This is a genomic window from Methylomagnum sp. (assembly GCF_054333355.1).
Genome location: NZ_JBTEKS010000065.1, coordinates 1 through 15,600, shown reverse-complemented (window position 1 = coordinate 15,600; position 15,600 = coordinate 1). Strand labels below are relative to the sequence as shown.

Sequence of the window (15,600 nt, the reverse complement as noted above, 5' to 3'; positions counted from 1 at the left end):
GGCATCAACGACGATTTCATGAAAAGCCTGGCGGAAGCCTTCAAGTCGAGTACATCCGCGCTGTTCATCCTGGTGCGAAAGGTCACGCCGGATAAGGTGATGGAAGAATTGCAGGGGGCGGGCGGGAAGATTATCCAGACGTCCCTGTCCCACGATGATGAGGCCAAGCTGCAAGCTGTGTTGGATTCGGTCAAGTCGGTTTGATTGGCCCCGCTCGGAGTGCTTTGAACCAAGAATGTCGGGCATGAATGCATGCCCGACCTACTTCCTCTACTTCCCCGGCGGCTTCAAAAACGCGGGCATCGACGCCGCATCCTCCCAGAACGACAATCCCGGCAACGGCTCGATCTTGCGGGCTTCCCGGCTGGACAGGCCGGAAATCCAGTCGGCGGGAATGGCGTAATAACCGCCCGCGTGTCCCGCCGTCAGGAACGTCGCCAAACCCACCAGTTTCCCCGCGCTGTCGAACACCCCGCCGCCACTCGCCCCGAGGGTGAAATCCGCCGAAGTCTCGATGACCCGCCCCCCGTCGAAGGGATGCAGCGCTTGGACTTTGCCTTCGGAGAAGGTGATGCCGATGGCGCGGGGATAGCCGTAGAAATAGATGGACTGGCCGACCGCGAGCTTTGCGGCGCTGCCAAGGTGGGCGACCGGGAAAGGAATATTGGGCGTGGTCAACAGGCAAAGATCGTGGCGGGGGTCTGCTTGCTGGGTGACGGCGGGATACAGCATCGGTCCCTTGGACACCGCGACCTTGAGTGCCGAGCGGACCACATGGCAATTGGTCACGACCCGCTCCGGCCCGACCACAACCCCGGAGCCGTACAGCATTTTCCCCGGTCCCGGATAGGCCCGCACCTGCACCACGCTGAGTGACATGGTGTGGTCCAACTCCGCCCCCGCGATGCCGGGACATAGCCCCGCGCTCAACAACAAACCCAGCATGATGGCGTGGCGCATTGTTGTTCTCCCTTGGCGGCGAATTAATGGTGTGCCCAATTTTGGAGATATGGATTCCGGGATGGTTCCCATACCCCCATGCCCGATAATGCCGTGGGAGCGGGCTTTAGCCCGCGACTTACGCCGCGAGTCGTGGGCTAAAGCCCACTCCCACACCCCCGCCCATCCAATCCGAAAATGCTCTAAGCGGGCTTGTCCGTCGTCCCCGGTTTGCGGGAAGTCCGGGCGGGATTCTCATTCCCACTCAAGCCGGGAATGCCCACCTTTTGGATGTGGCGGGCGTTGCGGCCTTCCTCGTAGTGGGACAGCTTGCCATCGGTTCGCCACAGCCGGAAGGCCAGTGAACCCGTCAGCACGCGGATGGGATAATCGCGGGGCAAATTCTGCAAATAGGGCTGGATGGTGACGAAATCGCGGGCGCCGTACTGGTTCATGATGGAGAGCAGGCCACCATTCTTCGGGCCGATGTTGTAGGCCAGCAGCGCCAGGAACAAATCGCCCTGCATTTCATCGAGATAATGACGCAGGGTGGCGGCGGCGAGGAAGGCGTTGTGGGTCTGGTTGAGCGGGTCCGGCTTGTCGATGCCGAGCTGCCTTTTAACCGCGTCCACCGCGCCTTTGGGCGGCACGGTGATTTGGAACAGCCCGCGCCCGCCATCCTTGCTGTCGCGGGGCAGGAACGAAGACTCCGCCGCGCCGATGCCCACCAGCACTTCCGCATCCACCCCGTTGGCTTCCGCCGCCCGGCGGATGGCGGGCAAATAGCCTTGGGCGCGGTCGAGGACGCGCTGGGTTTGAGTCAAGTCGGAACGGCGGTAGGCGGCGAAGACTTGGTGGGCGACAGTGACGCGCCCGGCCTCTTCGGTGCCGCCGACCAGGGTGCGGAGGCTCGATAGTTCGCGCCGGAACGATTCCTGTGCCGCCAAAATTCCCGCCCCCGCCGCGATGCCCAGGGCCAGCCCCGCCGGTAGCAGGGCCGCTTTCCGGTTGAGCCGGACCCGCAGCCACAGCCACGCCTGCACCAACGCCGAACCGACCAAGGCCAGCACCAGCACGGTGCCCGCGAAGGGCAGCAGACTTTCCGCTAATCCGGTCCCGGCGAACCATTCCGCCGCCCGCCCCAACACCGCGATGGTGCCGATCAGGCAGGCGATCACCAGGGCGGCTAGTTCAGCGCCGAGCGGCAGCATCCAACGCCAAGCTGGCGGGCGGGTGCTTGGACGGGCGGCGGATTTGCGGGCCGGGGTTGGCTTTTTGCTGGGTTTGTTGTTGGTATTCTTGCTGGGCGGTTTCGCCGCCGTTTCCCGTACCGCCATTTGCCACCTCATCACTCACGGAGGCGGGATGGTAGCAGAGCCAGACGATTTCTTGGTGAATCCCGGCTCCGTTGGCTTCGACTCCGCTCAGCCAACCGGGCCGGAGCCAACGGAGCCGGAGCCAATGGACAGCTCGCTAACCTAATGGCGGTGCGGTGCCGAGTCCGGCACAATCCCGCTGGATTTAGCCGGGATGCGGGCGCTGTGCTTTCCGGTGGGAATCCAGCGCCGTGTCCGCAATCCAACGCCATATCGCCCTCTGGAGAGAACCGATGAAACTTGTCTGCGCCCTGATTCTGGCCGCGTTCGCCGCGTTGGAACCCGTCACAGCGGCCACCCTATACCGCTGGCAGGATGCCTCGGGCGTCAGCCGCTACGGCTATCAACCGCCGCCCGGCGTGGAGGCCGTGCCTGCGGATGAGGAGCGCCGCGAACTGTACCCCGAAGCGGAAAAGGCGCCGCCGCCCCATTGCCGCGATTTGGCGGAGCAGCATTTGAAGTTGGTGGATCAGGAGCTACAGCGGGTCCGGGCCATGCAGGCGGGGCTTGGCCCAGAGTATGAAGTCAGTCCGGCGGCGAAGCAGGCATTGATATTCGATCTGCTGGCCCACCGCGCCGCCTTGGTGACGGGGCGACCCGCCAGCGAGTTCCGCACGCCGACCAGCGATGAAATCGAGCGGGCCAAATCCCGCTTGCAGGGCGAGAACGTAAAGCTGCGGAATGAGTTGAAGCAGCGGGAGGCGACGTTGGATGTCCAGCAAAGCCGGTTGAACCGGGCGCGGCGGGAAGCGGAAAGCGCACGGCATGGGCCGCATTTTTATGGGCCGGGGTATTATCCTTGGGTGCCGGTTCCGGTGCGGCGGTGACGTCTGTCCGGGGTCAATCGGAGGAATGGGTGCTTCGAAAGGTCATCCGAGCATCCCGCCCCACCTGCCGCACCTCCCGCAATTCCAACTCAAACCGATCCGCCATCCGCGCCAGTTCCGGCAAATGAAACAAGCCGCGCCCGCCATTGCCCAGCACCACCGGGGCCATGTAGATAATCCACTCGTCCACCAAACCCGCCCGCAGCAGCGCGCCATTCAGGGTGGGGCCGGCTTCGATCATCACTTCGTTGAATTGCGCCTGGCCCAGGCAATCCACCACCGCCGCCAAGTCCAGCCGGCCCTCTTTGCCGACGGGGAGGCCGGCGATTTCGACGGATTCGGGCAGGTCTGGTCGCGGGCTGAAGCCCGCCCCCACGAGCGCCAAGGTGCGACCGGGGCTGTGGGCAAGCTTGGCCGTGGCGGGCAAGCGCAGCCTCGAATCCAGCACCACCCGCGCCGGTTGCAGAATCTCGCCCGCATCCCCGCCCAGTCGGGCGGTCAGTTCGGGATCGTCCGCCAGCACGGTTTCGATGCCGGTGACGATGACGGAACTCCGGGCACGCAGGCGGTGGACATCGCGGCGGGCGTCCGGGCCGGTGATCCATTTGCTCTCGCCGGAAGCCATCGCCGTGCGGCCATCCAAACTCATCGCCAACTTGCTGCGTATCCAAGGCCGTCCCGTCCGCATCCGCTTACAAAAGCCGGGATTAAGCGCTTCCGCCGCGCTTTTCAGCAGGCCGCAGCCAGTTGTGATGCCTGCCTCCGCCAGTCGTTTCAGGCCATTGCCGGAAACGCGGGGATTGGGGTCTTGCATCGCCGCGACCACGCGGGCGAGACCGGCGCGGATGAGCGCGTCGGCGCAGGGCGGGGTGCGGCCATGGTGGGAGCAAGGCTCCAGGCTGACATAGGCCGTGCCGCCCCGCGCCGCCTCGCCCGCCATGTGCAGGGCTTCGATTTCGGCGTGCGGCCCACCGGCCTTTTTGTGCCAGCCCTCGCCGACGACGAGGCCATCCTTGACGATGACGCAGCCGACGCGGGGATTGGGATCGGTGGTGAAAAGGCCGCGCTCCGCGAGGCGGATGGCGCGGGCCATGTGGTGGGCGTCTTCGGGCGTGAATGCGGAGGTTGTGGTCATTGAGGAGAAATCCTTTTTGCTCCCCCTCACCCCAGCCCTCTCCCGCAGGGAGAGGGAGTAAGAGCGCGACGCAAATGGAATGCAGGGAGAGGGGATTTAGGCGTCGGCGTTGGGATTGAACAAATCCGGCTGGTTTTCGTCTAGCCCCGCCTCGCTGGCCAGCCGGTCGATGACCTCGCGGAATTCGTTCAAATCTTCAAAGCTGCGGTACACGGAGGCGAAGCGGATGTAGGCCACTTGATCGAGTCCGGCCAGTTCCCGCATGACGCTTTCGCCGATGAGCCGACTGGCGACTTCCCGTTCGCCGCAGGCCAGCAGCTTTTTCTTGATGCGGTTGACGGCGGCTTCGATGCGGTCGCTGCCGACGGGGCGTTTTTCCAACGCACGCAACATGCCGGCCCGCAGCTTTTCCTCCCGGAACGGCTCGCGGCTGCCGTTGCTCTTCACCACGCGGGGCAGGCTCAGTTCCGCCGCCTCGTAGGTGGTGAAGCGTTCCTTGCACTCGGTGCATTCGCGGCGGCGGCGCACCTGGTCGCCCTCCTGGGACAGCCGGGAGTCGATCACGCGGGTATCGTGCGCTCCGCAGAAAGGACAGCGCATAGCGGTTCACCTCATACAAATACGGCGCGGGGGAAGCCGCGCCGTGGATGGCTTAGGCCGTTCGATCAACTGGCGTAGACGGGATAGCGGCGGCAAATCTGCGTGACGTTATCTTTGACCCGCTCGATGACCGCTTCATTCTCCAGGTCGTCCAGCACGTCGCACATCCAGTCGGCCAGGGTTTCGCAATCGGCCCTGGAAAAGCCACGGGTCGTGACCGCCGGGGTGCCGACGCGGATGCCGCTGGTGACGAACGGCGATTGCGGATCGTTCGGCACGGCGTTCTTGTTCACCGTGATGTGGGCTCGGCCCAGGGCGGCGTCGGCGGCCTTGCCGGTGATGCCCTTGGCGATCAGGTCCACCAGCATCAAATGGTTGTCGGTGCCGCCGGAGACGATCTTTAAGCCCCGGTCGATGAAGCGCTTCGCCATGGCTTGGGCGTTGATGACCACGTTTTCCTGGTACTGCTTGAATTCCGGCTGCATGGCCTCTTTCAGCGCCACGGCCTTGGCGGCGATGACGTGCATCAACGGGCCACCCTGGATGCCGGGGAAGACCAGCGAGTTAATCTTCTTCTCAATGTCAGGATTGGCCTTGCCCAGAATCAAGCCGCCACGCGGGCCGCGCAGGGTCTTGTGGGTGGTGGTGGTGGTCACGTCGGCGATATTCACCGGGCTGGGGTACACGCCTGCCGCGACCAAACCCGCCACATGGGCCATGTCCACCAACAGATAAGCGCCCACCTCGTCGGCGATGTCGCGGAAGCGCTGCCAATCCACCACGCGGGAATAGGCGGAGAAACCGGCGACGATCATCTTGGGCCGGTGTTCCTTCGCCAGGGTTTCCACTTGGTCATAGTCGATATGGCCGGTGTCGGTGTTCAGGCCGTATTGCACGGCGTTGTAAATCTTGCCGGAGAAATTGACCTTGGCACCGTGGGTCAGGTGTCCGCCGTGGGCGAGGCTCATGCCCAGCACGGTGTCGCCGGGGTTCAAGAGGGCCATGTACACGGCGGCGTTGGCCTGCGAGCCGGAATGGGGCTGCACGTTGGCAAAGGCGGCACCGAACAGTTCTTTCGAGCGCTCGATGGCGAGGCTTTCGACGATATCCACATATTCGCAGCCGCCGTAATAGCGCTTGGCGGGATAACCTTCGGCGTACTTATTGGTCAGCACGGTGCCTTGGGCCTGTAGCACACGCGGACTGGCGTAGTTTTCCGAAGCGATCAATTCAATATGGTCTTCTTGGCGTTGCTCTTCGTGGTGAATGGCCGACCATAGTTCGTCGTCGAATCCGGCGATTTCCATACCTTTGCTAAACATAAATCTGACCTTCGATAAAAGGGTGTGAGGTAAAACGGGGGCGGCGTATTGCAGCGCGATGCCCTGCCGCGCAAGTGGGTCTTTATAGCAGAAAAGCGCTGGATTGACACGGGCGGGGCGGCTATTCCGACCATTCACATAATTTCTCGATATATCCAATTACCCTTATTCCGGCTAGGTATAAGTACGGGCCTGGGAAACCGTTTGGACGCCTCCTGTCCAAACCGACGAGTCATTTTTCTCAAGAATGGCCCGAGCCGGATTTCCATTACTGGATAGTTCGGGGATTAATACGAATGGCTTTTACTCCAGGAGGATGATAACAATGGACGATATAGATATTGCCCAGTATTTCGAGGAATGTCGGCGGGACGAGGCGCTACGTCGGCTCAAGGAATCGGACGGGGACGAGTTCCAGCCCTGGGTGGACGAGGCCCACGGCGTGGTGATTTGCCGGGATTGCGAGGCACCCATCCCTAAAGAGCGGCTGGCGGCTTTTCATCACGCGGTGCGCTGCATCGACTGCCAGCGCGAATACGACCGCGAGCGGGCGCTGGAATCCAGGTTGTATGCGGGAGGGATGTATTAAATAGGGCTTACGCAGCTTTTTGCTTGTGGTCCCGCCTTCAGGCGGCAAATAACCGCCTAAAGGCAGGACTACGAACACTTTAAGGCATTGAATGGCAAGGGCTGCGTAAGTCCAAAGTGTTTTCAGTGCCGTGGGAGCGGGCTTCAGCCCGCGACAGCCGAGCCTGATCGTGGGCTGAAGCCCATTCCCTTCGCCGCGAATGCGCGCCTATCGGACTCGGTTGGACGGTTTCGCCAGTTGCATCGCGGCCAACAACAGGATCGGCGCGAGGATGTAGGTGCCCGCCACGGCTTGCAGTTGGACCCGCGCCGCATCGAGTCCGGGCTGGCCGCTGAACGCCACCCAGTAAGTCACCCCGAGTTGGAACAAGACGATACCCGCCCAAAAACAGGGCGCGAATAAACCCAGACAGGGGAAATCGCCGCGCCGATTCAACGCTGGCTTTGATGTCGCCAGATAACGGTCGAGGCGCTGGTTAATGAATATCGTGGTGGCCGCGACGACGAACCAGCCGCAGTAATTGGCGAAGGTAATTCCGAAATGAATGCCGGGGTCGGGATAATGGTAAATATCCCCGAGAAACCAATATTTGCCGAGATTGGCGATGGGGTCCACGATTAAATCGACCACCAGCATGAGGAAAGCGCCGAGGAGCAAAACCGCCCAGGATTGCCGAAGGGAATCCGAGGTGACGCGCCGCACATCGAAGCCCCGGATCGACAGCGGCGACAGGAAGAATTGCGCGAAGGAATAGCTGACGTAGCTCAGGAACGAGAAGGACAGGGTGTCGAAGAACGGCACGCCGAACACCACCAAGTCGTTCTGTAGCGCTTCGTAGTGGTAGACATAGACGCCGAACGGAATCCCGTGATTGATGCTGCCCCATTCGGCGGCGAGGGCTACGGAATAGCTGGTCAGCACCCACAATCCGGTGCTACGCCCGCCTTGTTCGAGCCAGGACAGGAGCAGGAAGAAGAGCATGAACAGGGTGACGTAAGGGCGGTGGACGAAGGACCAGAGGAGTTGTTCGAGCAAGGGATTCTTCCAGGGCGGGGATGACTGAATGAAGCTGGCGAGACGGAATTGTCTTCGATTTTTTCCCGAAAAACCACGTACGTGTAGGCGCTCTACGAGACCTTCCGCCAGCCATCCCCGCCGCACTCAAAGCGCTCCGTCCCCATCTCACCAAACAATCCCTGACCGGGATTCCAAACATACCGGGCGAGCTTCAGCCTTGGCCTTTCGATGCGCAGCACATTGAACGAATTCCCCTCGCCCCGGCGGCGCTCGGACAGGGCGGTGCCCGCGCCGATAAACAGGGCGTTGTAGCCAGCGATTTGGTGACGCTCGGCGGTATGCCCCGCATGGCCTCTATGGACATGGCCCGCCAGCAGAACGTCGATCCGGCAACGGGCCAGGGTTTCCATGCCCATGGACGCACGGCCAATCAAATCGCTGTGGTCGTAATTGGCGGGCAAGTCGAAAGGATGGTGGGTCACGAGGATTTTGGTGACGGTCCCGTCGAGGTCGCCCAACCGGGCTTGCAGGGTCCGCAACTGCGCCTCGTTGATCCGGCCATTCTTGAAGGTCAGGGAACGGGCGCTGTTGAGTCCCAGCACGGCGATTTCATCATCCTGGAAAAACGGTTCGAGGTCGCCCGAAATATGCCGCCGGTACTTCACCAGCGGGCGTCCGAACCGGGCCACCAGATTGCGGAGCGGCACATCGTGATTGCCCGGCACCACGATGCGCGGGCCGGGCAGCCGATCCAGGAATTCCCGCGCCGCGATGAATTGGGCGGTGTGTGCCCGCTGGGTGAGGTCGCCTGACACGGCCACTAGGTCGGGCGTGAAGCCCTGAACGGCTTCGACCAAGGGTTCCACCAGGCCGGGGGCGACTTGACCAAAATGCAAATCGGAAAGATGGACGAGGGTACGCATCTGTGGGAGCGGCTTCCAACCGCGACTGGCTCGATAAAGGTCACGGTCGCGGTTGGAAACCGCTCCCACCCTGGCGCGGCACCAACACCCGCAAGGCACCGGGCCGTATCCGGTAACGCAACGGCGAGCGCATCAATTGGACTTCGCCGTCCGTCGCGACCCGGATGATTTGATGGCGCGAGGCGATGACTATTTCTTTGGCAGAGAGCCGGTCGAAATCCCGCTGCTGCAACAGGCGGCGGAAAACCGCGTTGATGGCGAACTTGATGAGTCCCCAACGCCCGGCGTCGTGGACTGTGTACAGCCACAGCCAGCCGACATCAAGCCGGGCGCGGGCACCAATATCGAAGCCCTCGACGCAATATTCGTTATTGCCGATGAAGATGAAGGGCGAGCGCCGCGTCAGCACCTCGCCATCCACCCGGATGCGCGCCTCCACGAAAGGATAGCGGCGCAGGGCGCTTAAGCTCGCCCAGGCGAAGGCGGGCCACTTTCGATAAGACAGGCGTTCTTGCAAGCGCTCGCGCTTATGAACTAGGGCGGGGTAAAGCCCCAGGCTGGAATTGTTGATGAACACCTGCCCGTTCACCTCGCCCACGTCGATGGGAATGACCGTGCCGTCGATCAGGACTTGGGCGGCGTCCTCAAGCGTTTGGGGCAGCCCTAAATCCTTGGCGAAATGGTTGAGCGTCCCCAGTGGCAGCACGCCCAGCACGCGCCCGGTATCGGCCAGCAGGGAGGCCACCGCATTGACGGTGCCATCGCCGCCGCCCGCCACGATGGGACCGGCCCGCTCGGCCAGGGCTTGTCGGACTAGCCGGGTGATTTCCTCGCCATTGGCGGCGATTTCGATATGAGCGGTGATTCCCCGCGCCGCGAAGAATTCGGCGAGGCACCGCTCATGGGTGGCGCCGTGATTGCCGCCCGAGGCGGGGTTCAGGATGATCGTGGGGGATGAGTCCATGGTTTCGGGTGCGCTAGGTTGCATACCCCTGTGACCACGGATTGGCCCGGCTTGCTCCGAGGGTATTTGTAGGTCGGGCTTAAGCCCGACCTACAGTGTGATAAAAAAAGCCCACCCCCTTACGGGAGCGGGCTTTTTCGGGCGGGACATCCGGTTCCCGGTGGGAAAGACCGACTCGGTTTCAAAAACCGAGTCGGCCTAAGTCACTTCTTAGAAGCTCAGCCAGCCAGAACCAAAGGCGCTGGCGAATACCAGGCTCACGATGCTCATCAGCTTGATGAGGATGTTCAGCGACGGGCCGGAGGTGTCCTTGAAGGGGTCGCCCACGGTGTCGCCGACCACAGCGGCCTTATGGGAGTCGGAGCCCTTGCCGCCGTACTGCCCGGTTTCGATCCACTTCTTGGCGTTGTCCCACGCGCCGCCGGCGTTGGCCATCATGACCGCCAGCAGGAAGCCGGAGGCCGTGGTGCCAATCAGGAGGCCCGCCAGCGCTTCCTTGCCCAGGATGAAGCCAACGGCAATCGGAACCACAACGGCCATGGTGCCGGGGATCATCATTTCCTTCAACGCGCCCTCGGTGCTGATGCCGACGCAAGCGGCGTAGTCGGGCTTGCCGGTGCCGTCCATCAGGCCGGGGATTTCCTGGAACTGACGGCGCACTTCCAACACGATGGCGTAAGCGGCCTTGCCCACCGCGCTCATGGTCATGGCGGAGAAGAGGTAGGGCAGCATGGCACCGATCAGGATGCCCGGCAGCATGGTCGGGCCGAGGATGCTGAGGGTGTCGATCTTGGCGGCGGTGATGTACGCGGCCAACAGCGCGAGGGCGGTCAACACGGCGGAGCCAATGGCGAAGCCCTTGCCGGTGGCGGCGGTGGTGTTGCCCAGGCTGTCCAGCGCGTCGGTGCGCTGACGGACTTCCGCAGGCAGGTGGCTCATCTCGGCGATGCCGCCCGCGTTGTCGGCCACGGGGCCGTAAGCGTCGGTCGCCAGGGTCACGCCCAGGGTGCTGAGCATGCCCACGCCAGCCAAGGCCACGGCGTAGAGACCGGCGGTGATGGAACCGTCGGCCTTGTGGCCCAGCCAAATGCTGACGAGGATCGCCACGGCGGTGATGAGGACCGGGAACACGGTGCTCATCATGCCCACGGCCATGCCCTGGATGATGGTGGTCGCCGGGCCGGTCTGGCAGGCTTCGGCGATTGATTTGACGGGTTTCTCGGTGTAGGAGGTGTAGTACTCGGTGACGTAGGCGATGCCGTTGCCCGCGATCAGGCCCACCAGAATCACGAACCAGTAGTTGATGCTCACGCCCGTCAGCAACACAGCCGCCAAGGACAGGCCGATGATGAGGACGGAGGCGCCCCATACGGAACGACGCAGCGCATCCAGCAGGGCTTGCAGGGAAGCGGTCTCGTCGATCTTGGTGACGAAACGATTGAGGAAAACCAATACGGGGTTGGTGCTGGTGCGGATTTTCCAGGTTTCTTCCGCCGTCACCATGTAGATGCCGTACAGGGAAGCCAGTACGCCCACGGCGCCCACCAGGAACGGCAGGCCGATGAAGGCGGTGGCGTTGGTGCCCAGGGAAGCGCCCAGCGTGGCGGCGGCGATGATGGAGCTGCTGTAGGACTCGAACAAGTCGGCGCCCATGCCGGCCACGTCGCCCACGTTGTCGCCCACGTTGTCGGCGATGACGGCGGGGTTGCGGGGGTCGTCCTCGGGGATGCCCTTCTCGACCTTGCCCACCAAGTCGGCGCCGACGTCGGCGGCCTTGGTGTAGATGCCGCCACCGACACGGGCGAACAGCGCGATGCTGCTGGCGCCGAAGCCGAAGCCGGTCACGTAGGTCAGTTGGTTGGCGTCGCCGCTGAAGAACAGGTACAGCACGGTCATGCCCAGCAGGGAGAAGCTCACCACGGACATGCCCATGATGGCGCCCGAGCCGAAGGCGACGCGGAGACCTTCATGCAGGCCGTGGGCGGCGGCGGCGGCGGTGCGGACGTTGGAGCGCACAGCCACGTACATGCCCAGGTAGCCCGCGCCAGCGGAGGCGACGGCGCCCACCACGAAGCACAGGGCGGTTTGCCAGGCCAGGAAAGCGGCGATGATGGCCGCGACGATGGCGACGAAGATGGCGAGTACCCGGTATTCCCGGTTCAAGAACGCCGAAGCGCCCTCTTGGATGGCGGCGGCGATGCCGCGCATGGTTTCGTTGCCCTCGTCGCAGGCAAGAACCCGTTTCAATTGCCAGCGGACATACGCGATTCCGATGATGCCCATTAATAGGGCGATGATGACAGATGCATTGGCTTGTAACACGATACCTACCTCCCCGTTATTTAGTTTGTAGATTATTGCTTGGAAAACCGGCCATATTTGGTTTGTGGGGATAAATCTGGCCGACGAAAGGCCGCTTTGGGTGCGGATCGTAACCCCGTCGAATTCGGCTGGAAGGGCGCGGATTCGGGCGGGATGCCCGCTTGTGGCCGGGCAAACCAGCGGGAAGGGTACTGAAAATTGAGGGGGACCACAACCGCAGAAACCAGGGCGGCGGCTTCGTTAACGGGCTTGGCTTGTCTCGTGCCATAAATCAGGCGAACGGTAACTTAATTTAATGGCTGCGGGTGAGTGGGATGGGTTTTTAGGCTGGCCGAGCCGGGCCGCGCTGAGGTTTTAAAGCCCCAATTCAGCGTGGGAACCCAGCCGGACCAATTGCAGCGTTTCGCGGTCGGGTTTCCGATAGATCAGCACCAAATCGGGTTTGATGTGGCAATCCCGATGGTCTTTCCAGTTTCCGGTCAGGGGGTGATCGCAGTAGCGTTCAGGTAGGGATTCGTCGTTGGCGAGTTTCCATAACGCCTCGATGAATGCCGATTCAAAGCTGCCGTGGCGTTTGAAGTCGCGCTTGAAGGCGTTGGTCCATTCAATCCGGCGCACGCATGGCGTCCAAGAATTGCTCGATGGTGGCGGCGGAGGCCAAGTTGCCGTGCCGGGCTTCTTCCATGGCGGCGATGGTTTCGGCGTTGGGGATCAGGGGGTCGAAGGGTAGAGCGTGGTCGTGGGCGATGCGGGTCAATAGTAATTTCACGGCGTCGGCCACGGTGAGTCCCATTGGGGCAAGTACGGCGGCGGCTTCGGCTTGGATGGTGGCGTCGATTTCGGTTTGCACCTGGGCTTGTGCGGGCATTGGGATTTCTCCTTTCTTGAATGCCGCTATGTTAGCGCTTTGAAGGGCACCTATCGCATGGTTTCAGCGACTTTTGTTCAGGGCCATAGGATGTGCCGACGAAGGAGGCGCATCAATCGGGTTCCGCGAGTGATGCGCTTCGTGCCTCAGCGCATCCTATGCGGGCTATCACGAAGGCCGTATCTTAATTACGCTGGACAAGGATTTCGGGGAACTTGCTTTAGTGCGTCGCCAATCCCATTGCGGAATCATTCGCTTGGTGGGTTTGTTAGCTCGGCAATAATCCCTGGTTTGTCTGAAAGCCCTGGAAACCCACGGACAAGAATTACAGCGGGGCGCGATCATCACGGCGGAATTAAACCGATTGAGAATCCGCCCCGCCTGTACATAGGTGATATAAAGCTAACGGGATTGAAAGGGTATTCCTAAGCGTTTTCTCAATCCGTCAACCGCCCCACCGAGCAAGACTGCAACCGGGTCATCCAAGGCTCCTTGGTATTCGGGTCCACATGAAAGGCCATCGCCACTGGCTTATGCAGCAAGCCTTTCTCCCCGGACGCATTCGGATTTAATTGCCGCTTCTGCACAAAATCCACCATGCGGCGGGTGTTATAAATCGCCAGCACCCGATTCCCCTCGCTGGTGGTATAAATTTGATAGGCCACGTTGGTTTCATTGAAATCAATATTCCTGCCAATCAAGCTCTCGATAACCGCCGCCTCGCCCTTGGCGATATTCCGCAATACCGAATCCTCCCGCTGACGGATTAAGCCTTCCAGATATTCCGCCAGTGCGCCCGCCCGCTGATGCTCCTGAATATCCCGCACCCCCTGCTCGGAAAACTCAAAGCTTTCCGCTACCAGATAATGCTCATTCACGCCCCGGTCGTTGGCGAATAGTGACAGTTTTCCCAATGCCTTATGCTCCAACGCATCCAGGAACGAACCCGGCGCCCGGATATGCTTGTCCACAGTGACCACCCAGGGCAGGGCGCGGCCCGTCCGTTGATAACGACTCATCACGCTTTGCACCACCGAGGGCCGGGGCAACTCAGTTTCCCGGCCTTCCGGCTTGATGATGAAGGCGTCAATACCCGTCATCTGGGTTTTGAAACCCGCTTGCTTGAAGGTCTCCACAATCCCGGCATAACGGGGTTTGTAAGGAATGCCGGTGCCGTCGTATAACAGGTTGATACCATTCTCCTTGGCATAATTCGCCACCAAATCCCGCAGCCGGTTGGCGAAAGGCTCCACGAAGATATAGTCATCGCTATGATGGTTGGCGGCGGTCAATACTTGGTATAAGTCGCTTTGCTTGCGGAATTCATCCAGCGAGGCAATCACAAAGTTTTCCCCGCACTGCGACCGGGCAACTTCCTCGACCGCGCTCTTGCCTGAACCGGCCCCGCCCATGCACATGAATAACTTGGGATTAGGATCGGAGGTTTTGCCCTGGAATATTTCCTCCATGCACTTATCCAGTTTTCCGATGATTTTGCCCAGGCGTTCATAGGCGATTTCAATGGTGCGCTCCAGCCGGGTATCGCCATCGGCGGCGGCCAGTAATTTGGCCTTGAGCGCTTCATTATTCGCCAGGAGAAACACCGTCGCCTTGTCGCCCTCGCACTCCTTCAATAATTCGACCAATTCCGTATGGCTGGGCGAGCGCAAGCCCGTCAGCATATTAATATCCAGACAGAACAGCGGTGCCACGCCATTCTCGCCGATGAGTATGCCGTCGATGTCGGTTTTGTCCGGTGCCCGCAGAAACTCGGTGCCCGGCAAATAGCCGGTGACATTCTCGGATAGGCTCAAGGGATAATCGGCAATCTGCTTGCCGGGTATGGACAGCCGGTCCTTGATGCCATCCAGCGGCACCAGCCCGCCATTCACCGTGACCAGACATTCGATGCCGTCTTCGGTTTTATGGGAAAGGAACGGAATGGCGGTGACGAATTTCTTATTCTCCGGCCAGCGGCCCCAGCCATTGGGTTCATTTTTCAGGCTCTTGGTCCGGTTGGGATCCATGGCGTGTTCAAATGCCAGGGTGACTTGCTCAAAAGAACTGGACTTATCATGTAATGCCAGCGTGTCCCTGGCAGTAAGTCGGCGAAAGTCGATACCCTGCTCATAGACCGCTTTAAATGCCGGCAAATCCCCTAAAGCCGACATAAAAAAATCCAAGGTCAGCCGGTTGCCATAATCATAGGGCCGAATAGCCCGCATTCGATGATAAAACCACGCCAGCCGCTCGGCGATATTATCAGTTTTAATGACGAAACCATTATTATCGAACAGGGCGGTCTCTCTATTCCCTTCGCCGTCGCTATCCAATACCAAGCTTTCCATGGCGGCGCGGAAATCCCGCCGCTTATTGGCGTCGGTCATGGTGCCGGGCCGGTGGCTGACCGTGGCTTGATCCTTCCAATGATGAAACATATCGCGGTGTACGCGGTTGAATAATCCCGAGAGATAAGTTACCCGCTTGGCTTGATCGTGGGAAACGGTGCCCTCGGCTTCCTGTTGCAGCGTCGATAATATTTTTGTGCATTGCGCGATGGCCAAAGCGGTGCGTAGTTTCTTGAGTTGCTCTTGGCCTGGAATTTCAGGGATAGGTGTGGTGGTCATGATTCCAATCCTTTTAAATACTATAAAAGCGGGGCGCGATATATTGGATTATTTCAGGCATTAATCCGGCAAGGGCTACACGATAAATACA

16 protein-coding genes are annotated in these 15,600 nt (G+C 61.0%); 4 read left to right on the top strand and 12 right to left on the bottom strand.

Annotated features, from left to right (window positions below; genetic code table 11):
- Positions 1-204: DUF1269 domain-containing protein (locus tag ACXWUF_RS07500; RefSeq protein WP_458494047.1), on the top strand; the 204-nt coding region annotated here is incomplete at its 5' end.
- Positions 205-270: 66 nt separating this feature from the next.
- On the opposite strand, the gene ACXWUF_RS07495 is transcribed toward ACXWUF_RS07500, so the two are convergent.
- Both ACXWUF_RS07495 and ACXWUF_RS07490 read right to left on the bottom strand, forming a co-directional pair.
- Positions 271-960 (bottom strand): S1 family peptidase, encoded by a 690-nt coding sequence (locus tag ACXWUF_RS07495; RefSeq protein WP_458494046.1) that lies wholly within the window; start codon positions 958-960, stop codon positions 271-273.
- A gap of 182 nt (positions 961-1,142) precedes the next feature.
- Entirely contained in the window at positions 1,143-2,276 is a 1,134-nt protein-coding gene (locus ACXWUF_RS07490; protein WP_458494045.1) for a lytic transglycosylase domain-containing protein, read from the bottom strand.
- Positions 2,277-2,548: 272 nt separating this feature from the next.
- On the opposite strand from ACXWUF_RS07490, the gene ACXWUF_RS07485 reads away from it, so the two are divergent.
- Entirely contained in the window at positions 2,549-3,142 is a 594-nt protein-coding gene (locus ACXWUF_RS07485; RefSeq protein WP_458494044.1) for a DUF4124 domain-containing protein, read from the top strand.
- A gap of 13 nt (positions 3,143-3,155) precedes the next feature.
- On the opposite strand, the gene ribD is transcribed toward ACXWUF_RS07485, so the two are convergent.
- The 3 genes from ribD to glyA all read right to left on the bottom strand — a co-directional run bounded on the left by ribD (position 3,156) and on the right by glyA (position 6,199).
- Positions 3,156-4,277: a bifunctional diaminohydroxyphosphoribosylaminopyrimidine deaminase/5-amino-6-(5-phosphoribosylamino)uracil reductase RibD gene (gene ribD / locus ACXWUF_RS07480; protein WP_458494043.1), complete on the bottom strand. Its 1,122-nt coding sequence runs from the start codon at positions 4,275-4,277 to the stop codon at positions 3,156-3,158.
- Between the two features lie 96 nt (positions 4,278-4,373).
- Positions 4,374-4,877 (bottom strand): transcriptional regulator NrdR, encoded by a 504-nt coding sequence (gene nrdR, locus ACXWUF_RS07475; RefSeq protein WP_458494042.1) that lies wholly within the window; start codon positions 4,875-4,877, stop codon positions 4,374-4,376.
- A 65-nt stretch (positions 4,878-4,942) separates the two neighbouring features.
- Positions 4,943-6,199 carry a serine hydroxymethyltransferase gene (gene glyA, locus ACXWUF_RS07470; RefSeq protein WP_458494041.1) on the bottom strand — a complete coding sequence of 419 codons (1,257 nt, stop codon included), beginning with the start codon at positions 6,197-6,199 and terminating at the stop codon, positions 4,943-4,945.
- A 325-nt stretch (positions 6,200-6,524) separates the two neighbouring features.
- Here glyA and ACXWUF_RS07465 point away from each other — a divergent pair, with 325 nt between their 5' ends.
- A complete protein-coding gene (locus tag ACXWUF_RS07465; protein ID WP_458494040.1) occupies positions 6,525-6,788 on the top strand; it encodes a TraR/DksA C4-type zinc finger protein in 264 nt (87 codons plus the stop codon).
- A 207-nt stretch (positions 6,789-6,995) separates the two neighbouring features.
- Here ACXWUF_RS07465 and ACXWUF_RS07460 read toward each other — a convergent pair whose 3' ends face one another.
- The 6 genes from ACXWUF_RS07460 to ACXWUF_RS07435 all read right to left on the bottom strand — a co-directional run bounded on the left by ACXWUF_RS07460 (position 6,996) and on the right by ACXWUF_RS07435 (position 12,882).
- Complete coding sequence (locus tag ACXWUF_RS07460) at positions 6,996-7,823, bottom strand: carotenoid biosynthesis protein (protein WP_458494039.1); 828 nt, start codon at positions 7,821-7,823, stop codon at positions 6,996-6,998.
- A gap of 92 nt (positions 7,824-7,915) precedes the next feature.
- The gene (locus ACXWUF_RS07455) at positions 7,916-8,728 is read right to left on the bottom strand and encodes a metallophosphoesterase family protein (protein ID WP_458494038.1); all 813 of its coding nucleotides are present in this window, start codon (positions 8,726-8,728) and stop codon (positions 7,916-7,918) included.
- A gap of 40 nt (positions 8,729-8,768) precedes the next feature.
- On the bottom strand, positions 8,769-9,692 hold the full coding sequence (locus ACXWUF_RS07450; RefSeq protein WP_458494037.1) for a diacylglycerol/lipid kinase family protein: 924 nt from the start codon (positions 9,690-9,692) through the stop codon (positions 8,769-8,771).
- A 210-nt stretch (positions 9,693-9,902) separates the two neighbouring features.
- Complete coding sequence (locus tag ACXWUF_RS07445; protein WP_458494049.1) at positions 9,903-11,975, bottom strand: sodium-translocating pyrophosphatase; 2,073 nt, start codon at positions 11,973-11,975, stop codon at positions 9,903-9,905.
- 393 nt (positions 11,976-12,368) lie between these two features.
- On the bottom strand, positions 12,369-12,632 hold the full coding sequence (locus ACXWUF_RS07440; protein WP_458494036.1) for a type II toxin-antitoxin system RelE/ParE family toxin: 264 nt from the start codon (positions 12,630-12,632) through the stop codon (positions 12,369-12,371).
- A complete protein-coding gene (locus tag ACXWUF_RS07435) occupies positions 12,619-12,882 on the bottom strand; it encodes a type II toxin-antitoxin system RelB/DinJ family antitoxin (RefSeq protein WP_458494035.1) in 264 nt (87 codons plus the stop codon). The genes ACXWUF_RS07440 and ACXWUF_RS07435 overlap by 14 nt, the downstream gene beginning before the upstream one ends.
- Before the next feature lie 181 nt (positions 12,883-13,063).
- On the opposite strand from ACXWUF_RS07435, the gene ACXWUF_RS07430 reads away from it, so the two are divergent.
- Entirely contained in the window at positions 13,064-13,165 is a 102-nt protein-coding gene (locus tag ACXWUF_RS07430) for a hypothetical protein (RefSeq protein WP_458494048.1), read from the top strand.
- A gap of 154 nt (positions 13,166-13,319) precedes the next feature.
- Here ACXWUF_RS07430 and ACXWUF_RS07425 read toward each other — a convergent pair whose 3' ends face one another.
- A complete protein-coding gene (locus ACXWUF_RS07425; protein ID WP_458494034.1) occupies positions 13,320-15,509 on the bottom strand; it encodes a zeta toxin family protein in 2,190 nt (729 codons plus the stop codon).
- Positions 15,510-15,600 lie beyond the last annotated feature (91 nt).